This window comes from Cupriavidus sp. SHE, from assembly GCF_000812445.1.
Lineage (GTDB): Bacteria > Pseudomonadota > Gammaproteobacteria > Burkholderiales > Burkholderiaceae > Cupriavidus > Cupriavidus metallidurans.
In genome coordinates this window covers 1-16,199 of the sequence record NZ_JWMB01000020.1, presented here as the reverse complement: position 1 = coordinate 16,199, position 16,199 = coordinate 1, and the positions used below count along the sequence as shown (strand labels likewise).

Here is a 16,199-nt window from a genome sequence, read left to right as displayed (position 1 = left end):
TTCTGATAGCCTCTCAGGCCGGTGCCTTGCGCGCCGGCTTTTTTGTTTTCAGGACGCGAATCTTGTCGACCGAGTTCTTCCAGTGCGGGCGCTATCGTTTTTCCCGCCGCCGCCGCCCACTCGTGATGGGTATTCTCAATGTGACTCCCGATTCGTTCTCCGATGGCGGGCAGCACGCCACCCGTGACGCCGCGCTGCGCCATGCGGAGCAATTGATTGCGGAGGGTGTCGACATCATCGATATCGGTGGGGAGTCCAGCCGACCTGGGTCGGCCGCGCTGCCGCTCGATCAGGAACTAGATCGCGTGATGCCGATCGTCGAGTCGCTGGCCGATTGCGGTAAGCCGCTTTCGATCGACACCTACAAGCCGGAGGTTATGCGTGCAGCGCTGGCGGGCGGAGCAGATCTGATCAATGATATCTGGGGCTTCCGAATGCCGGGTGCGGTTGAGGCAGTTGCCGCAGGGCAGTGCGGACTATGCGTCATGCATATGCAGCGTGATCCCCAGACGATGCAGGAAGATCCGCACTACACCGATGTGGTTGCCGAGGTGGCATCTTTCCTGGAAGAGCGGGTGTCAACCCTGCGTGCGGCGGGCATCGACACGGCGCGTATTTCCCTTGATCCAGGTTTTGGATTTGGCAAGACTCCAGATCATAATCTGAGGTTGCTCGGACAATTACCTAGCCTTGCTGTTGATGGCCTGCCGATCCTGGTGGGCCTGTCGCGCAAATCGACGCTGGGTGCAATCATCGGTGGCAAACCTCCACAGGCGCGCGTAGCTGCCAGTGTGGCGGCAGCCGTGTGCGCAGTTGAGCGCGGCGCATATATCGTCCGGGTACATGATGTTGAACAAACAGTGGACGCCCTCAAGGTGTGGTGGGCCGTCCGCCAAGAATCAGTTGCCCCCGATGGGCAACACGGAGAATGAGAAACATGACACGCAAGTATTTCGGGACAGACGGCGTGCGGGGTCGGGTCGGCGACGCGCCGATCACGCCGGATTTTGTGATGCGACTTGGCCATGCGGCCGGCAAGGTGCTGGCGCTGGGGCAGAAAACTTCGCAGGGCAAGCCCACCGTCCTGATCGGCAAGGACACGCGGATCTCGGGCTATATGCTGGAGGCGGCACTTGAAGCCGGCTTTACAGCGGCGGGCGTCAATGTGCTGCTGACTGGCCCGTTGCCCACGCCGGGCATTGCCTATCTCACGCGAACGCTCCGGTTGGCGGCGGGCGTGGTGATTTCCGCAAGCCACAACCCGTACTACGACAACGGTATCAAGTTCTTTTCGGCATCGGGTGACAAGCTGCCCGATGACGTGGAATCGCAGATCGAGGCGATGGTCGAAGAGCCGATGACCTGCGTGCACTCGGATGAACTCGGCCGCGCTCGCCGGATCGACGACGCTGCGGGTCGCTACATCGAGTTCTGCAAGAGCACGTTCCCGTATGAGCATGACCTGCATGGTCTGAAGATCGTAGTCGATTGCGCTAATGGTGCCGCTTATCACATCGCCCCGCATGTGTTCCACGAGTTGGGCGCCGAGGTGATCTCGATCGGCAACCAGCCCAATGGCCGCAACATCAACGCCGGGTATGGCGCCACCGCGCCCGAGAAGCTGATCGAAGCAGTCAAGGCTAACGGTGCGGATCTCGGCCTGGCATTCGACGGCGACGCCGACCGCCTGCAGGTGGTGGACGCCGATGGCCGGTTGTACAACGGCGATGAGTTGCTCTATCTGATCGTGCGCGATCGTCAGGCGTCTGGCCAGCGGGTAGAAGGCGCGGTCGGCACGCTGATGACGAACATGGCGGTCGAACTGGCGCTCAAGCGCATTGGCGTGTCGTTCGTGCGCGCCAAGGTTGGCGACCGTTACGTGCTCGAGGAACTCAATCGGCACCACTGGCAACTCGGTGGCGAGGGCTCCGGGCATCTGCTGTGCCTGGACCGGCATACCACGGGCGATGGCATCGTGTCCGCGCTGCAGGTGCTGGCCGCGCTACGCCGCAGTGGCAAGACGCTGCCGCAACTGCTGGATGGCGTGAGCTTGTTCCCGCAGACGCTTATCAACGTGCGCGTCGAGAAGGGTTTTGACTGGCAGAATCACGCTGGACTCAAGGCTGTCCGGGAGCGTGTGGAGCCCGAGCTGGAAGGCCGGGGACGGGTGCTGATCCGCGCCTCCGGAACGGAGCCCGTGGTCCGTGTGATGGTGGAGGCCGAGCAGGTGGAAACCGCTGAGCGCGCCGCGCAGGAGCTTGCCGCCGCATTGCGCGCCTGAGCATTCCTCTGGGCAGCCCAACGCTGTCGAAAGGCCACGGCACTGTGTCGTGGCCTTTCCTTTTTCGCAAATAAAGCAATTAACCGCAATATTCCACCACCATCCATAGAGAAATTGCTATCAGTATCGGGGTGGTGATTGATGCACAAATGTATGCCGGCGCATTGACAAGCCCTTGAATATCGGGGGCTTCGGGTGGCGTTTGAAGAAGATTTGGCGATGTCATGGAACTGTCATATGGAGAGCATACAGTTCGCCTTGTCAAAAATTTGTCATTCCCAACCCATGTTCTCTGGAGGACATATGAAGCTGGTCAAGACTGCCGTAGCAGGCATCGTGTCGATTGTGGTGGCGGGTACTGCGTTCGCGGCGGAAATTACCGGTGCTGGCGCTTCCTTCCCGGCGCCTGTGTATTCCAAGTGGGCTGATGCCTACCAAAAAGCAACGGGCAACAAGGTCAACTATCAATCTATCGGTTCGTCGGGCGGTATCAAGCAGATCGGCGCCAAGACCGTCGATTTCGGCGCTTCGGACGCTCCGCTGAAGGACGATGAACTGGCAAAGGGCAACCTGATCCAGTTCCCGACCGTGATCGGTGGCGTGGTGCCGGTGATCAACCTGCAAGGCGTGAAGCCGGGCGAGCTCATCATCACGGGTGACGTGCTGGCCAGCATCTACCTGGGCAAGATCAAGAAGTGGGACGATCCCGCGATCAAGGCCCTGAACCCGAAGGCCCACCTGCCGAGCCAGGACATTCTGCCGGTGCGTCGTGCCGACGGCTCGGGCACGACGTTCATCTTCACGAACTATCTCTCGAAGGTCAGCCCTGACTGGAAGAACTCGGTGGGCGAAGGCACCACGGTGAACTGGCCGGGCGGTGGCACGGGCGGCAAGGGTAACGAAGGCGTGGCCGCCTTTGTGCAGCGTCTGAATGGCGCCATCGGCTACGTCGAGTATGCCTATGCCAAGCAGAACAAGATGACGTACCTGACGATGAAGAACTCGGCAGGCGAGATCGTCAAGCCTAGCGACGAAGCCTTCAAAGCGGCCGCTGCCGGCGCTGACTGGAGCAAGTCGTTCTACCAGATCCTGACGAACGAGCCGGGCAAGACTGCATGGCCGATCGCTGGCGCCACCTTCATCCTGCTGCACAAGACGCAGGATAAGGCGGCACAGGGCCAGGAAGTCATGAAGTTCTTCGACTGGGCCTACAAGAGCGGTGGCACGATGGCTGCTGAACTGGACTACGTACCGCTGCCGGAATCGGTCGTGAACCAGATTCGCTCGACCTGGAAGAGCAGCGTCAAGGACGGTTCGGGTAAGGCACTGTACTAATCCCGAAGTCTGTCCGGTCACGTAGTCCGGGGTCGTGCCCCGGCGTTGCGTGACGGGTGCCGCGGCGGCTGATATGCCGCCGCGGCTCCGATTCACCCATCGATCTTTTCATCATGGCGACCTCGTCCGATCTTCCCGTCGTCCGGCCTCCCAGCCGTCTTGGCGACATCCTGTTCGGCGGCCTGACCCGCGGCGCCGCCATCGTGACGCTGTTGCTGCTTGGCGGCATCATCGTGTCTCTGGCCATCAGCGCCTGGCCCTCGATCAGCAAGTTCGGCATTTCGTTCCTCTGGAACTCGGAATGGGATCCACCCGCCGACGTCTACGGCGCGCTTGTTCCCGTCTATGGCACGATCGTCACGTCGCTGATCGCGCTCATCATCGCCGTGCCGGTCAGCTTCGGCATCGCACTGTTTCTTACCGAGCTGTCGCCCGCCTGGTTGCGCCGGCCGCTCGGCACCGCCATTGAGCTGCTCGCCGCAGTGCCGTCGATCGTCTACGGCATGTGGGGTCTGCTCGTGTTCTCGCCGATCTTCGGCGAGTACTTCCAGAAGCCGCTGGGCAACACCATCGGTCAGGTACCCGTGATCGGCAAGCTGTTCCAGGGCGCTCCGCTCGGCATCGGTCTGCTCTGCGCGGGCGTGATTCTGGCGATCATGATCATCCCGTACATCGCCTCTGTGATGCGCGACGTGTTCGAAGTCACCCCGGTGCTGCTGAAGGAATCGGCCTACGGCATTGGCTGCACTACCTGGGAAGTGATGTGGCGCGTGGTGCTGCCCTATACGCGTGCCGGCGTCATCGGTGGCGTCATGCTTGGCCTGGGTCGCGCGCTGGGCGAAACGATGGCGGTCACGTTCGTGATCGGCAACACCAATATCCTCGACAACGTGTCGCTGTTTTCGCCGGGCAACAGCATTACCTCGGCGCTGGCGAACGAGTTCGCCGAAGCCGGCGCTGGCCTGCATACCGCCGCGCTGATGGAACTGGGCCTGATCCTGTTCTTCATTACGTTCGTGGTGCTGGCGCTGTCCAAGCTCCTGCTGCTGCGTCTGGCCAAGAATGAGGGTGGAAAATGAACCAAGCCAGTCAAGCCAGTCAAGCCGTGTCAACTTCGTCCATCCCCGCCGTACGTCCTGACTCGGACGCCGTGCGCACGCGCCTGCAGGGCTCGCGCCGCCGCATGAACATGTACGCGCTGACCGCGTCGCTGGCCGCGATGGGTTTCGGCCTGTTCTGGCTGGCATGGATTCTCTGGACCACCATCTCGCTGGGCGTCGGCGGCCTGTCGCTCGACCTGTTCACGCAGATGACGCCGGCCCCGAACACCGCCGGCGGCGGTCTGGCCAACGCCATATTCGGCAGCTTCGTGCTGGTGGGCATGGCCACGCTAATCGGCACGCCGCTGGGTATCCTGGCCGGCATCTACCTGTCCGAATATGGCAAGAAGTCGCCGCTGGCCAGTTTGATCCGTTTCATCAACGACATCCTGCTGTCGGCCCCGTCGATCGTGATCGGTCTGTTCGTCTATGCCATCGTGGTGACCCGCATGGGCCATTTCTCGGGCTGGGCCGGTGTCTGCGCGCTGGCACTCCTGCAGGTGCCGATCGTGGTCCGTACCACCGAGAATATGCTGAACCTGGTGCCGAACGCACTGCGTGAAGCTGCCGTTGCGCTTGGCACGCCCAAGTGGAAGATGGTGATGTCGATCACGATCAAGTCGTCGTACGCGGGCATCGTGACCGGCGTGCTGCTGGCCGTGGCCCGTATCGCCGGCGAAACCGCACCGCTGCTGTTCACCGCGCTGTCCAACCAGTTCTGGAGCGCTGACCTGAACAAGCCGATGGCCAACCTGCCGGTGACAATCTTCCGCTTTGCCATGAGCCCGTTCACCGAATGGCAGCAACTGGCATGGGCCGGCGTGTTCCTGATTACGATTGGTGTGCTTGCGCTGAACATCATCGCGCGCATGCTTTTCAAGAAGTAACAATACAAGCGAGACATCAGCATGACCTCTACCGTCATCGATATTCCCGATACCGTGCGCGCCAAGATCGACGTTCGGAACCTGAACTTCTACTACAACCAGTTCCACGCGCTCAAGAACATCAACATGTCGATCCCGGATCGGAAGGTGACCGCCTTCATCGGTCCGTCCGGTTGCGGCAAGTCGACGCTGCTGCGTACGTTCAACAAGATGTACGCGCTGTACCCCGAGCAACGCGCCGAGGGCGAGATCAGCATGGATGGCGAGAACCTGCTGACGAGCAAGCAGGACATTTCGCTGCTGCGCGCCAAGGTCGGCATGGTGTTCCAGAAGCCGACGCCGTTCCCGATGTCGATCTACGACAATATCGCCTTTGGCGTGCGCTTATTCGAGAAGTTATCGCGCTCGGAGATGGATGATCGCGTCGAGTGGGCGCTCTCCAAGGCAGCGCTCTGGAACGAGGCCAAGGACAAGCTGCACCAGTCGGGATACGGCCTCTCCGGTGGCCAGCAGCAACGTCTGTGCATTGCGCGTGGTATTGCGATCCGCCCGGAAGTGCTGCTGCTGGACGAGCCGTGCTCGGCGCTGGACCCGATTTCGACGGGTCGCATTGAAGAACTGATCGCCGAGCTCAAGGACGAGTACACGGTCGTGATCGTGACGCACAACATGCAGCAGGCTGCACGCTGCTCGGACTACACCGCCTACATGTACCTGGGCGAGCTGATCGAGTTCGGCGAGACCGAGAAGATCTTCATCAAGCCGCATCGCAAGGAAACCGAAGACTACATTACCGGCCGCTTCGGTTAATCGAAGCCGGACTGAATTGCAGGACTCGAACATCCACGCTTAGCATACGATTAGCGGCCAGGAGAACACCATGACTGACAAGCACCTGTCGACCCAGTTCGACGCAGACCTCAACGCGATCAACACCAAATTGCTGCAGATGGGTGGTCTGGTCGAGTCCCAGATCGAACTCGCCATGCGCGCGCTGGCGGACTTTGACGGCGATCTCGCCGATCAGGTCATCACCCGCGAGCAGCAACTCAACGCGCTTGAAGTCGAGATCGATGCCGATTGCGGCAACATCATCGCGCGTCGCCAGCCCACCGCGCGTGACCTGCGTCTGGTGATGGCGATTTCGAAGACGATCACTAATCTCGAGCGCGCCGGTGACGAGGCCGAGAAGATCGCCAAGCGGACCAAGCACATCATGGAAGATGCCGCGGCCCATACGATCAACTACGCCGAGGTGAAGCTCTCCGGCGAGATGGCCATCACGCTGCTGCGCCAGGCACTGGATGCCTTCGCACGGCTGGATACCGTGGCCGCCGCGCGCATCGTGAAGGACGACAAGGCCATCGACGAGGAATTCCGGGCCTTCGTGCGCAAGTTGATCACCTACATGATGGAAGACCCGCGCACGATCTCGGTGGCGCTGGACTTCCTGTTCATCGCCAAGGCCGTCGAGCGTATCGGCGACCACGCGAAGAATATTGCAGAATTCATCATCTACATCGTAAAAGGCACGGACGTTCGTCATGCCTCGCGCGAGGACATGGAGCGCGAAGCGCTAAGCTGATAACGCGCCCGGACTGAGTTTGCGGAGAACAATTACATGCCAAGCAGTATTCTCGTTGTCGAAGACGAACCGGCAATCGCCGAGTTGATTGCCGTCAATCTGCAGCACGCCGGGCACTATCCCATCCGCGCATACAACGCCGAACAGGCGCTGTCGCTGATGAGTGACGTGCTGCCGGATCTCGTGCTGCTGGACTGGATGCTCCCGGGCAAATCCGGTGCCACCTTCGCCAAGGAGTTGCGCAACAACGATCGCACCAAGCAGATTCCGATCATCATGCTCACTGCGCGCAGCGAGGAGCAGGACAAGGTGATGGGCCTGGAAGCTGGCGCGGACGACTATGTGACCAAGCCTTTCTCGCCCAAGGAACTGCTGGCCCGGATCAAGGCGGTGTTGCGCCGCCGTGCGCCGCAGCTGACCGACGACGTGGTGGCGATCAACGGCCTGCGTCTTGACCCGGCCACGCACCGCGTTACCGGCCAGGATGACGGTGGTCCGATCAAGCTGGATCTGGGACCCACGGAGTTCCGTTTGCTGCACTTCTTGATGACGCATCCGGAGCGTGTGCATAGTCGTTCACAGTTGCTGGATCAGGTTTGGGGCGACCACGTTTTCGTGGAGGAGCGGACCGTGGACGTGCACATCAAGCGCCTGCGCGCCGCGCTGACCCCGGGTGGATACAGCAACATGATCGAAACCGTGCGTGGCAGCGGCTATCGCCTGGCGCGATCGCCAAGCCACTGAGCGTAACCGGCCGGCGGCGGTGCGACGAGGGCCCCGTCCGGTCGAACAGGATCATGCCGGCCACGGCTGTTTCGTGGCAAACTCCGTCGCAATGCGACCGCCGCTCGAACTTCCTACCCTCGCATGAATGTCATCTGGGCCCGTTCCGTGGCCATTCTCGTCAGCCTGACGGTCATCGCCGCCGGACTGTACGTCTTTGCCGGCCCTGTCTCCGGTCTGCTGTTCCTCTGCATTGCGCTGTTTCTGCTGCTCGGCTACTACCTGTTCCAGATCAACCGGCTCTGGAAGGTGCTTGATGCGCCCGCATACGGCGAGATTCCCAGCGCGCTGGGTCTGTGGGGCGAGGTCTACTATCGCCTGCACCGTCTGGTGAAGCGCTGGCGCACCCAGGTCTTGCAAGTGGAGCAGCAGCACACCCGCTTTATCCAGGCGATCCAGGCATCGCCCTATGGCGTGCTGATGCTTGACGACGCCGACCAGATCGAATGGTGCAACGACGTGGCCGAGCAGCATTTCGGCCTCAACGCGAAGCGCGACGTGCGTCAGCGCATCACGCACCTGATTCGGCGCCCGGAGTTCGTGCACTACCTGACGCGCGAACGCTATGACGAGCCTCTGATCATGCGTGATATGGGCGAACACAAGCGCAGCAGCACCTCGGTACAGATTCTTCCCTACGGCGAGAATCGCAAGCTCGTGCTGACGCAGGACATCACCAAGGTCGAGAACACCGAGGCGATGCGGCGGGACTTCGTCGCCAACGTCTCGCACGAGTTGAAGACGCCGCTGACCGTGCTGACCGGATTCCTCGAGACCGTTCGCGACCTGCCGGTGTCGGAAGAAGATCGCAAGCGCTACATCGATATGATGCTGGTGCAGTCGATGCGGATGCAGCATATCGTGGAGGATCTCCTGGCGCTGGCCAAGCTGGAATCGGATGTCCAGCCGCCGACGCTCGACCCAGTGGACGTCGGTGGGCTCGCCGCACACCTCGTACATGACGCCGAGGCGCTGTCCCAGGGGCGCCATGACATCCACGTGGAGATCGATACCGCCGTGGTGCTGCGCGGCTCGGAAGGCGAGCTGCTGTCGGCGCTCGGCAATCTGGTGTCGAACGCGGTGCGCTATACGCCGGACGGCGGGCGCATTGCCATCCGTATGACATACACGGACGGGCATTCGGTATTTTCGGTGAGCGATACGGGGCTGGGGATTGCACCCGAGCATATCCCGCGCCTGACCGAGCGCTTCTATCGCGTTGACCGCAGCCGCTCACGGGATACCGGCGGCACGGGGCTGGGCCTGGCGATCGTCAAGCACGTGCTGTCGCGTCACCACGCGGATCTGCGAGTGACCAGTGAAGTGGGGCGGGGCAGCACGTTCCGCATCGTGTTCCCGGTGGATCGCAGCGGGTATGAACCTGAATCGGCACAGCCGATGCCGCAACTGGGCGATGCCCCGCGTCACGCCGCCTGACATCAACTGCACGCTGCTTCAGCGAATCCAATACAAAAAGGGCCGCTTCCTTTCGGGGAAGCGGCCCTTTTGCTTGCAAGGTGCGCCGTTTAGGTGCCGAACCGCGCCAGCAACTCTACCTGGCTTACGCGCTGCTCCTTGGCGCGCGATGGCTTGCGCACATACTCGCCGTCCGATTGCATGATCCACGCCGAGGCGTTATCGCGCAGATGCACCTGCAGCCCCTCCTTGATCACGCGTGCCTTGAGCGTGCGATCCAGTATCGGGAAGGCCACCTCCACGCGGCGGAACAGGTTGCGGTCCATCCAGTCAGCGCTCGACAGATACAGCACGTCATCGCCACCGGCATGGAAGTAGTAGACGCGATGGTGCTCGAGGAAGCGGCCAACAATCGAACGTACCGAAATGTTCTCGGACATCCCTGGCACTCCTGGGCGAAGCGCGCAAACGCCGCGGACGATCAGGTCGATCTTCACGCCCGCACGCGATGCCTTGTACAGCTCGTCGATGATCGTCGGCTCCAGCAGCGCGTTCATCTTCGCGATGATGCGCGCCCGCTTGCCCGCGCGTGCGTTGCGGGCCTCGGCACGGATGTGCTCGACGAGATTGCTGTGCATCGTGAACGGCGACTGCCACAGGTGATTCAGGCGGATCGTGCCGGCGGTGCCGGTCAGAAGCTGGAACACGTGATGCGCGTCTTCGCAGATCTTTTCGTCGGCCGTCAGCAGCCCGAAGTCGGTGTACAGCCGGGCCGTGCGCGGATGATAGTTGCCGGTGCCAAGGTGGACGTAGCGGCGCAGCATGAAGTGCTTCGCCTTGGGCGTGGCCGGCTCGCGGCGCACGATCAGCAGCATCTTGGCATGGCACTTGTGGCCGACCACGCCATACACGACGTGGGCGCCAACTGATTCCAGCCGTTCGGCCCAGTTGATGTTGGTTTCCTCGTCGAACCGCGCCAGCAGTTCCACCACCACCGTCACTTCCTTGCCGTTGCGGGCGGCGGTCATGAGCGCTTCCATCACCGCAGATTCGTTCCCCGTGCGGTAGACAGTCTGCTTGATCGCCACGACGTTTGGGTCGTTGGCGGCAAGCTGCAGCAGGTCGAGCACAGACGAGAAGCTCTCGTACGGGTGATGCAGCAGCACATCGCGCTGACGGATCACGTCGAACATGTTGGAACCCGCTGGAAGTGCCTTGACCGCTGCCGGCACATGGGGCGGGTACTTGAGGGTAGGGCGGTCCACCATGTCGGGAATCTGCATCAACCGCGCAAGGTTGACCGGACCGCTCACGCGGTACAGATCCTGTTCGGTCAGGCCAGACTCGAGCAGCAGCCGGCGCGTCAGCGCGGGCGGCGTGTCGGACGACACTTCGAGGCGGACCATATCGCCGAAGTGACGTGTCGGCAGTTCGCCCTGGAGGGCTTCGCGCAGATCGGTAATGTCGTCTTCGGACACGAACAGGTCCGAATTACGCGTTACGCGGAACTGATAGCAGCCTTCTACCTCGATTGCGGGGAACAGCTCATGCACAAATGCCTGCATGAACGACGACAGCATCACGAACCCGTACGGGTACCCCGAAAGCTGCTCGGGCATGCGCACCACGCGCGGCAGCGCGCGCGGGGCCTGCACGATGGCGAGATCGGCATCGCGTCCGAACGCGTCCTTGCCGGACAGTTCGATCACGAAATTCAGGCTCTTGTTGAGCACACGCGGGAACGGGTGGGCAGGGTCGAGCGCGATCGGGGTGAGCACCGGGCCCAGTTCGCGTACGAAGAAATCGCGCGCCCAGGCGCGCTGCTGCTCGGTCCAGGTGCTGGTCAGGTGGAAGAACACACCTTCCTGTTCCAGCGCGGGGAAAATCACGTTCTGCAGCATGTCATACTGCGAGGCAACCAGTCGCTGGGTGCGCTCGGTGACAAGCTGGTAGGTTTGAAGGAATGAGAGACCGTCGGGCGTGAGGCCCGATGCGTTTTCCCGCATCTGTTCCTTCAGACCCGCCATCCGGATCTCAAAGAATTCGTCCAGGTTGCTGGATACGATACAGATGAACTTCAGCCTTTCCAGCAGGGGAACATTAGGGTCGGCGGCCTGCGCGAGTACGCGCGCATTGAACTCCAGAATGCCCAACTCGCGATTGAGAAGCGTGCCGGGCGGCGTCGTCGACATGTCTATGACCTTATTTTGGCGATGTGGCGACTTTTTCATAGAATCGTGTCAGTTTAATGACACTTTGATTTTGTCATGATGCGGACATGGCTACGACATAATCTTACGGGTTTGGCTCACCAGAGCCTAGCTCGCGCTTGACAGACGCAATGACACAGACTCCCCGCTTGCTGGCCGCCGTCGACATGGGCTCCAACAGCTTCCGCCTGATGATTGGGCGGGTGGATGAAACCCCCACGGCTTCCGGCCCCGCCAGCCAGATCTTCCAGGTCGACGCGCTCCGTGAGCCGGTTCGCCTGGCCGCCGGCCTGACTCCCGACAAGTATCTGGATCAACCGGCCCGCCGCCGCGGTATCGAGGCCCTGCGACGCTTCGGTGACCGCCTGCGTGACTTCTCTCCCGACCAGGTACGCGCCGTGGCGACAAATACGCTGCGCGTGGCCAAGAATGCCTCTGAGTTCCTGATCGAGGCCGAGGCGGCGCTTGGGTTCCCCATCGAAGTCATTGCCGGCCGGGAAGAGGCGCGACTGATCTACCTGGGCGCCTCGCACGACGCGCCCGCCTGCCAGGGCAACCGGCTCGTCGTCGATATCGGCGGCGGCTCCACCGAGTTCATCGTCGGTAGCGGCTACCAGTCGAAGTTGATGGAAAGCCTCTACATCGGTTGCGTGTCTCACAGCCGCCAGTTCTTTCCAAGCGGCAACGTCGATGAATACGCAATGAAGCAGGCCGAGCTTGCCGCGCGTCGCGAGATCCAGGTGCTGGTCCGCCAGTATCGGGCCGCAGGCTGGCAGCAGGCGGTGGGCTCGTCAGGCACCGCGCGGGCGTTGGCCGAGCTGATCGAGCTGAACGGCATGAACGACAGCGCGTCCGAGCATGGCATCACGCGTGAAGGTCTGGAGCGGCTAAAGCGCGCGCTGGTTAAGGCCGAGAACGCCAACCGCGTGAAGCTCGCAGGCCTCAAGGCAGACCGTATTCCCGTGCTACCTGGCGGATTGTCGATCATGCTTGGCGTGTTCGCGGAACTCGATCTCGACCGCATGGACGTGACCGATGGCGCGTTGCGGCTCGGTGTGTTGTACGACCTGCTCGGCCGCAGTCATCACGAGGATATGCGCACGGTTACCGTGGATCAGTTCATGCGCCGCTACGGTGTCGATCGCGCGCAAGCGGGCCGGGTAGGGGTGGCCGCACGCGACCTGCTTTCGCAGTTTCCCGATCCGCCCAACGAACGCCGCTCCGATAACCTGGCACTGCTGGGCTGGGCCGCAAGCCTGCACGAGATCGGCATGACGATCTCGCACAGCGGCTATCACAAGCACTCGGCCTACATCGCGACGCATGCTGACATGCCCGGGTTCTCGAAGACCGATCAGGCGCGTCTTGCCACGCTGCTGCTCGGACACGCGAGCAAGCTGAGCAAGCTCTCGGGCAGCGGAAAGTTTCTCGACTGGCGCATGCTGTTCAGCCTTCGACTCGCTTTCGTGTTGTGCCGTCGGCGTGCCGATGTGAAGCTGCCCGAGATTCAGGTTGGCCAGCGCTCCGACGAACTCGACGAAGGGTTTGAAGTACGGTTGCCGAAGTCGTGGATCGACATGAATCCGCTCGTCGAATACAGCCTGGCGCAGGAGGCTGATGAGTGGGAGCGCATCGGCAAGCGGTACAAGGTGGTCTACGTCTGAGGTACGTCTGACCGGGAGCCATCTCGGGCTTCAGATTGACGTGGCCTGCGATGCAAAACGGCGACTCCAAGGAGTCGCCGTTTTGTTTGCCGGGTCAGAGGGTCAGCCGATCCGACCTGGGATCAGTCGCGATTTAGGCCCAGGAAATGGCGTGCATAACGCGGATTCATGTCGCGCACGCGCAACAGCGTCAGGAAATCCGCTACGTTGAAATCGGGATCCCAGGCGGGCAGGCCGCAGATCTTCGCGCCCAGGCGCAGGTAACCCTTGATCAGCGCTGGCGGTTCGACATCCAGCGTCTGGTTCAGGTCTTCGACCGGCAGCGGTACCCGCGGGAAGGCGTGGTACTCGATCGGCGCCAGCGATTTTTCCGCGAACAGGCGATAGAGGCTGGCAGCGTAGTGGCCGCCATCGCTCATCGGCACGCTGGCGCAGCCCAGCATGGTTTCGAGGTTGTAGCGTTGCAGGTACTCTCCGAGCCCGCCCCACAGCGCCATGATGACGCTGCCCGAGCGATAGTCGCGGTGCACGCAGGAGCGGCCCAGTTCGAGCATCTTGGGGCGCAGGTGCGAGAGACGAACCAGATCGAACTCCGATTCGGCATACAGGCAACCGATGCGCTTGGCCTGATGCGGTGGCAGCACGCGATAGGTGCCCACTACCCTCAGCGTCTCCTGATCACGAACGATCAGGTGGTCGCAGTAGGCGTCGAACATGTCGACATCGGTTTCGGTGGCCGACGATTGCAGTCGCGCGCCCATTTCCTCGGCAAAGACCTTGTAGCGCAGGCGCTGGGCTTCGGCTACTTCGTCCTGGTGACGCGCCCACGCCACGCTGAAAGCAGGCGTTGCAACTTGTGTTTCGGTTTGGCGTTGTGTTGGCTGACGAGGAAGACGCCTCCGCGCCGACTGGCCGGTCAGGCCAGTGGGCAAGGAGTCGAAGAGCGGCTGGGTAGGCGTCGGAAGGTCTCGCATCAGGTGTGTCCTTTCGGTGACGAAACGGCTTTGAAACAATGTAGAGATGCCGGGTGACAGCGCCGTGAATTGATGGTGACGCTTCAGTGACGGCCACGCGCCTGCGTGCGCGGTACATTGATTGCTGAGGCCCAAACCTTAGGTGAGGGGCCGTTTCGCGGCTATCGCCGATATCCGAAATGTGAACGTCCAGATGGAAGGCGTGACAAGCAACTGCTCGGTTGCGGGTGTCGGAATTGGAGTTGGTGCTAGAGAAGTTCGGGGGGGATCACCGCGCGCAACACAACCTGCGCTTCGCTTTCGCGGGTGCGGGCAGTCAGCCACCAGATGCCGCTCTTCTTGACACTCCAGTTGATCTCCTGCCCGGCCAGCAGCAAGCTGGCGAGTTGGCCGATCCAGGGCTGGTGTCCCACGACGACGGTGTATTCGTGCCCCTGGGGCCAATCGATCGCCGCAAGCACGGCGCCGACATCCGCCCCTGGGGCGAGTTCATCGAGGATCTCGGCCTTGCCCGTCAGTGCGGCCGCCGTTTCCCGGGTACGCAGCGCCGGACTACAGACAACCCGATAGTCGGCCGGCAGGCGGGCGCGTAGCCACGCGGCCGATGATTCGGCCTGCTTGCGTCCGCGGCGGGTCAATGGTCGCTGAAGGTCGGCCGAGCGTGAGATGCTCAGCACGTCAGGCAGGTCTTCCGCCTCGGCGTGGCGCCACAGAATCAGGTTCATGTTCGGGGCAGGGGCTTCGTACGAGCCTTGAGTATGGTGAAACGGGCTGCCGCCATCAAGGCGGGGATCGCCGCAAACAAAAACGGGCTATCCGGCGGGATTGCCCCCGGATAGCCCGTCAGTGTCCGTAGCGGCCATGTCAGCCGCGTGACAGGATCGAACTCAGGATTTGTGGCGGAAATTGATGCGGCCCTTGGTCAGGTCGTAGGGCGACATTTCCAGGGTCACGCGGTCGCCTGCCAGGATACGGATGCGGTGCTTCTGCATCTTGCCGGAGGCGTATGCCCAGATTTCCACGCCGTTTTCCAGCGTGACGCGATAACGGTTGTCGGGCAGGGCTTCCGACACCACGCCGCCAAATTCAATGAGTTCTTCCTTAGCCAATCTGTTTTCCTTTGCGGCAGCACCCTAGGCTGCATGAGTTAAAGGGATCGAGGGGACCCTGAGGACGTTCACCCGCGGGCGTGCCACAACGGCGCGACCGTGTGCGTCACGGGGAAAGGCGGGCAATGTGTTTCCGGGTCTGACCGGTCCCAACTCCCCCGATATGGGGTGTGGAGGCCAAATGTTCCAGTGCGCCTGGCGGCGCCGACCCGGTTACAGGGCATGCTCAGATACCCCAAACTGACGCGGGATTATAGCACGATCGCAGGCGCAGCATCGGACGCGGAGGATCGTACGTCTTCAGGTACCTGGAACCGTGTTGCGGCGCGACATCGGCGCATCAAATGGCCGAAGCGCTACAAGCAGCTGATTGTGCAGTGCAAGTTTCATTTCGAGTCGCTGCCTTTGCGCCTTCTGACGCGCAACGTGCTACGGTTTCCGGACCAGCCAGCGCGCCAGCACGACCGCGGCAGCGAAGCCGACCATGATGATGGCCTCCTCGTATTGCGGCAGTTGCCGGGCCAGCAGGCCGACGAGAGCAACGCAGATCAGTACGGAGACGATGGCCTTTACGTAACGCATGATTCACTTTATGGGGTTGGTTCCTGCGTATGGTACTGCGCGGGCAGGAGCAATGCAGCGGGGTCCGTACGGCGTTGCGCGTACTTGGGTGCGACATCAACGATGTAGGGAGCCGTACGACAGGCAAGAAAAAACGGCCTACGCCGTGAGGCGTAAGCCGTTCAATCTTCTGCCAAAACTTCTTGCAAATATGGTCGGAGCGATAGGATTCGAACCTACGACCCTCTGATCCCAAAGCAGAAGAAAAATAGCCTTGCAGGCCGCGCCAGATAA

15 protein-coding genes are annotated in these 16,199 nt (G+C 61.8%); 10 read left to right on the top strand and 5 right to left on the bottom strand.

The features are described from left to right. Positions 1–62: 62 nt before the first annotated feature. The 9 genes from folP to phoR all read left to right on the top strand — a co-directional run bounded on the left by folP (position 63) and on the right by phoR (position 9,408). Complete coding sequence (gene folP / locus RN01_RS10620; RefSeq protein WP_024570365.1) at positions 63–932, top strand: dihydropteroate synthase; 870 nt, start codon at positions 63–65, stop codon at positions 930–932. Between the two features lie 5 nt (positions 933–937). Next, positions 938–2,281: a phosphoglucosamine mutase gene (gene glmM, locus RN01_RS10615; protein ID WP_017514654.1), complete on the top strand. Its 1,344-nt coding sequence runs from the start codon at positions 938–940 to the stop codon at positions 2,279–2,281. A gap of 303 nt (positions 2,282–2,584) precedes the next feature. Continuing rightward, complete coding sequence (gene pstS / locus RN01_RS10610) at positions 2,585–3,616, top strand: phosphate ABC transporter substrate-binding protein PstS (protein WP_017514653.1); 1,032 nt, start codon at positions 2,585–2,587, stop codon at positions 3,614–3,616. A 113-nt stretch (positions 3,617–3,729) separates the two neighbouring features. After that, positions 3,730–4,695 (top strand): phosphate ABC transporter permease PstC, encoded by a 966-nt coding sequence (pstC, locus tag RN01_RS10605; protein WP_024570364.1) that lies wholly within the window; start codon positions 3,730–3,732, stop codon positions 4,693–4,695. After that, positions 4,692–5,603, top strand: coding sequence for a phosphate ABC transporter permease PstA (pstA, locus tag RN01_RS10600; RefSeq protein WP_017515597.1), 912 nt, complete (start codon positions 4,692–4,694; stop codon positions 5,601–5,603). The genes pstC and pstA overlap by 4 nt, the downstream gene beginning before the upstream one ends. Positions 5,604–5,624: 21 nt before the next feature. Beyond that, positions 5,625–6,413, top strand: coding sequence for a phosphate ABC transporter ATP-binding protein PstB (pstB, locus tag RN01_RS10595; RefSeq protein ID WP_008641660.1), 789 nt, complete (start codon positions 5,625–5,627; stop codon positions 6,411–6,413). A gap of 70 nt (positions 6,414–6,483) precedes the next feature. Further along, positions 6,484–7,188, top strand: coding sequence for a phosphate signaling complex protein PhoU (gene phoU, locus RN01_RS10590; protein WP_008641661.1), 705 nt, complete (start codon positions 6,484–6,486; stop codon positions 7,186–7,188). Between the two features lie 36 nt (positions 7,189–7,224). Then, a complete protein-coding gene (gene phoB / locus RN01_RS10585) occupies positions 7,225–7,932 on the top strand; it encodes a phosphate regulon transcriptional regulator PhoB (protein WP_008641662.1) in 708 nt (235 codons plus the stop codon). Between the two features lie 123 nt (positions 7,933–8,055). Next, positions 8,056–9,408 (top strand): phosphate regulon sensor histidine kinase PhoR, encoded by a 1,353-nt coding sequence (phoR, locus tag RN01_RS10580; protein WP_017514150.1) that lies wholly within the window; start codon positions 8,056–8,058, stop codon positions 9,406–9,408. Between the two features lie 89 nt (positions 9,409–9,497). Here the strand turns inward: phoR and ppk1 are convergent, their stop codons facing one another. After that, on the bottom strand, positions 9,498–11,618 hold the full coding sequence (gene ppk1, locus RN01_RS10575; protein WP_080672868.1) for a polyphosphate kinase 1: 2,121 nt from the start codon (positions 11,616–11,618) through the stop codon (positions 9,498–9,500). 110 nt (positions 11,619–11,728) lie between these two features. Between ppk1 and ppx the strand changes: the two genes are divergently transcribed. Beyond that, on the top strand, positions 11,729–13,261 hold the full coding sequence (gene ppx, locus RN01_RS10570; RefSeq protein ID WP_024570363.1) for an exopolyphosphatase: 1,533 nt from the start codon (positions 11,729–11,731) through the stop codon (positions 13,259–13,261). Positions 13,262–13,383: 122 nt separating this feature from the next. Here ppx and RN01_RS10565 read toward each other — a convergent pair whose 3' ends face one another. From RN01_RS10565 to RN01_RS34285, 4 genes are all read right to left on the bottom strand, one after another. After that, the gene (locus tag RN01_RS10565) at positions 13,384–14,235 is read right to left on the bottom strand and encodes a GNAT family N-acetyltransferase (RefSeq protein ID WP_080672867.1); all 852 of its coding nucleotides are present in this window, start codon (positions 14,233–14,235) and stop codon (positions 13,384–13,386) included. A 248-nt stretch (positions 14,236–14,483) separates the two neighbouring features. Continuing rightward, the gene (locus RN01_RS10560; protein WP_008641667.1) at positions 14,484–14,960 is read right to left on the bottom strand and encodes a histidine phosphatase family protein; all 477 of its coding nucleotides are present in this window, start codon (positions 14,958–14,960) and stop codon (positions 14,484–14,486) included. A gap of 162 nt (positions 14,961–15,122) precedes the next feature. Beyond that, positions 15,123–15,344: a translation initiation factor IF-1 gene (gene infA / locus RN01_RS10555; protein ID WP_008641674.1), complete on the bottom strand. Its 222-nt coding sequence runs from the start codon at positions 15,342–15,344 to the stop codon at positions 15,123–15,125. 429 nt (positions 15,345–15,773) lie between these two features. Further along, positions 15,774–15,926, bottom strand: a complete 153-nt coding sequence (locus tag RN01_RS34285; protein WP_011516884.1) for a hypothetical protein — start codon at positions 15,924–15,926, stop codon at positions 15,774–15,776. Positions 15,927–16,199 lie beyond the last annotated feature (273 nt).

Excerpts from the sequence above, each read along its gene's own strand:
- glmM (WP_017514654.1), top strand. The coding sequence starts at position 938 with ATGACACGCAAGTATTTCGGGACAGACGGCGTGCGGGGTCGGGTCGGC.
- pstS (WP_017514653.1), top strand. The coding sequence starts at position 2,585 with ATGAAGCTGGTCAAGACTGCCGTAGCAGGCATCGTGTCGATTGTGGTG.
- pstC (WP_024570364.1), top strand. The coding sequence starts at position 3,730 with ATGGCGACCTCGTCCGATCTTCCCGTCGTCCGGCCTCCCAGCCGTCTT.
- pstA (WP_017515597.1), top strand. The coding sequence starts at position 4,692 with ATGAACCAAGCCAGTCAAGCCAGTCAAGCCGTGTCAACTTCGTCCATC.
- pstB (WP_008641660.1), top strand. The coding sequence starts at position 5,625 with ATGACCTCTACCGTCATCGATATTCCCGATACCGTGCGCGCCAAGATC.
- phoU (WP_008641661.1), top strand. The coding sequence starts at position 6,484 with ATGACTGACAAGCACCTGTCGACCCAGTTCGACGCAGACCTCAACGCG.
- phoB (WP_008641662.1), top strand. The coding sequence starts at position 7,225 with ATGCCAAGCAGTATTCTCGTTGTCGAAGACGAACCGGCAATCGCCGAG.
- phoR (WP_017514150.1), top strand. The coding sequence starts at position 8,056 with ATGAATGTCATCTGGGCCCGTTCCGTGGCCATTCTCGTCAGCCTGACG.
- ppk1 (WP_080672868.1), bottom strand. The coding sequence starts at position 11,618 with ATGAAAAAGTCGCCACATCGCCAAAATAAGGTCATAGACATGTCGACG.
- ppx (WP_024570363.1), top strand. The coding sequence starts at position 11,729 with ATGACACAGACTCCCCGCTTGCTGGCCGCCGTCGACATGGGCTCCAAC.
- RN01_RS10565 (WP_080672867.1), bottom strand. The coding sequence starts at position 14,235 with ATGCGAGACCTTCCGACGCCTACCCAGCCGCTCTTCGACTCCTTGCCC.
- RN01_RS10560 (WP_008641667.1), bottom strand. The coding sequence starts at position 14,960 with ATGAACCTGATTCTGTGGCGCCACGCCGAGGCGGAAGACCTGCCTGAC.
- RN01_RS34285 (WP_011516884.1), bottom strand. The coding sequence starts at position 15,926 with ATGCGTTACGTAAAGGCCATCGTCTCCGTACTGATCTGCGTTGCTCTC.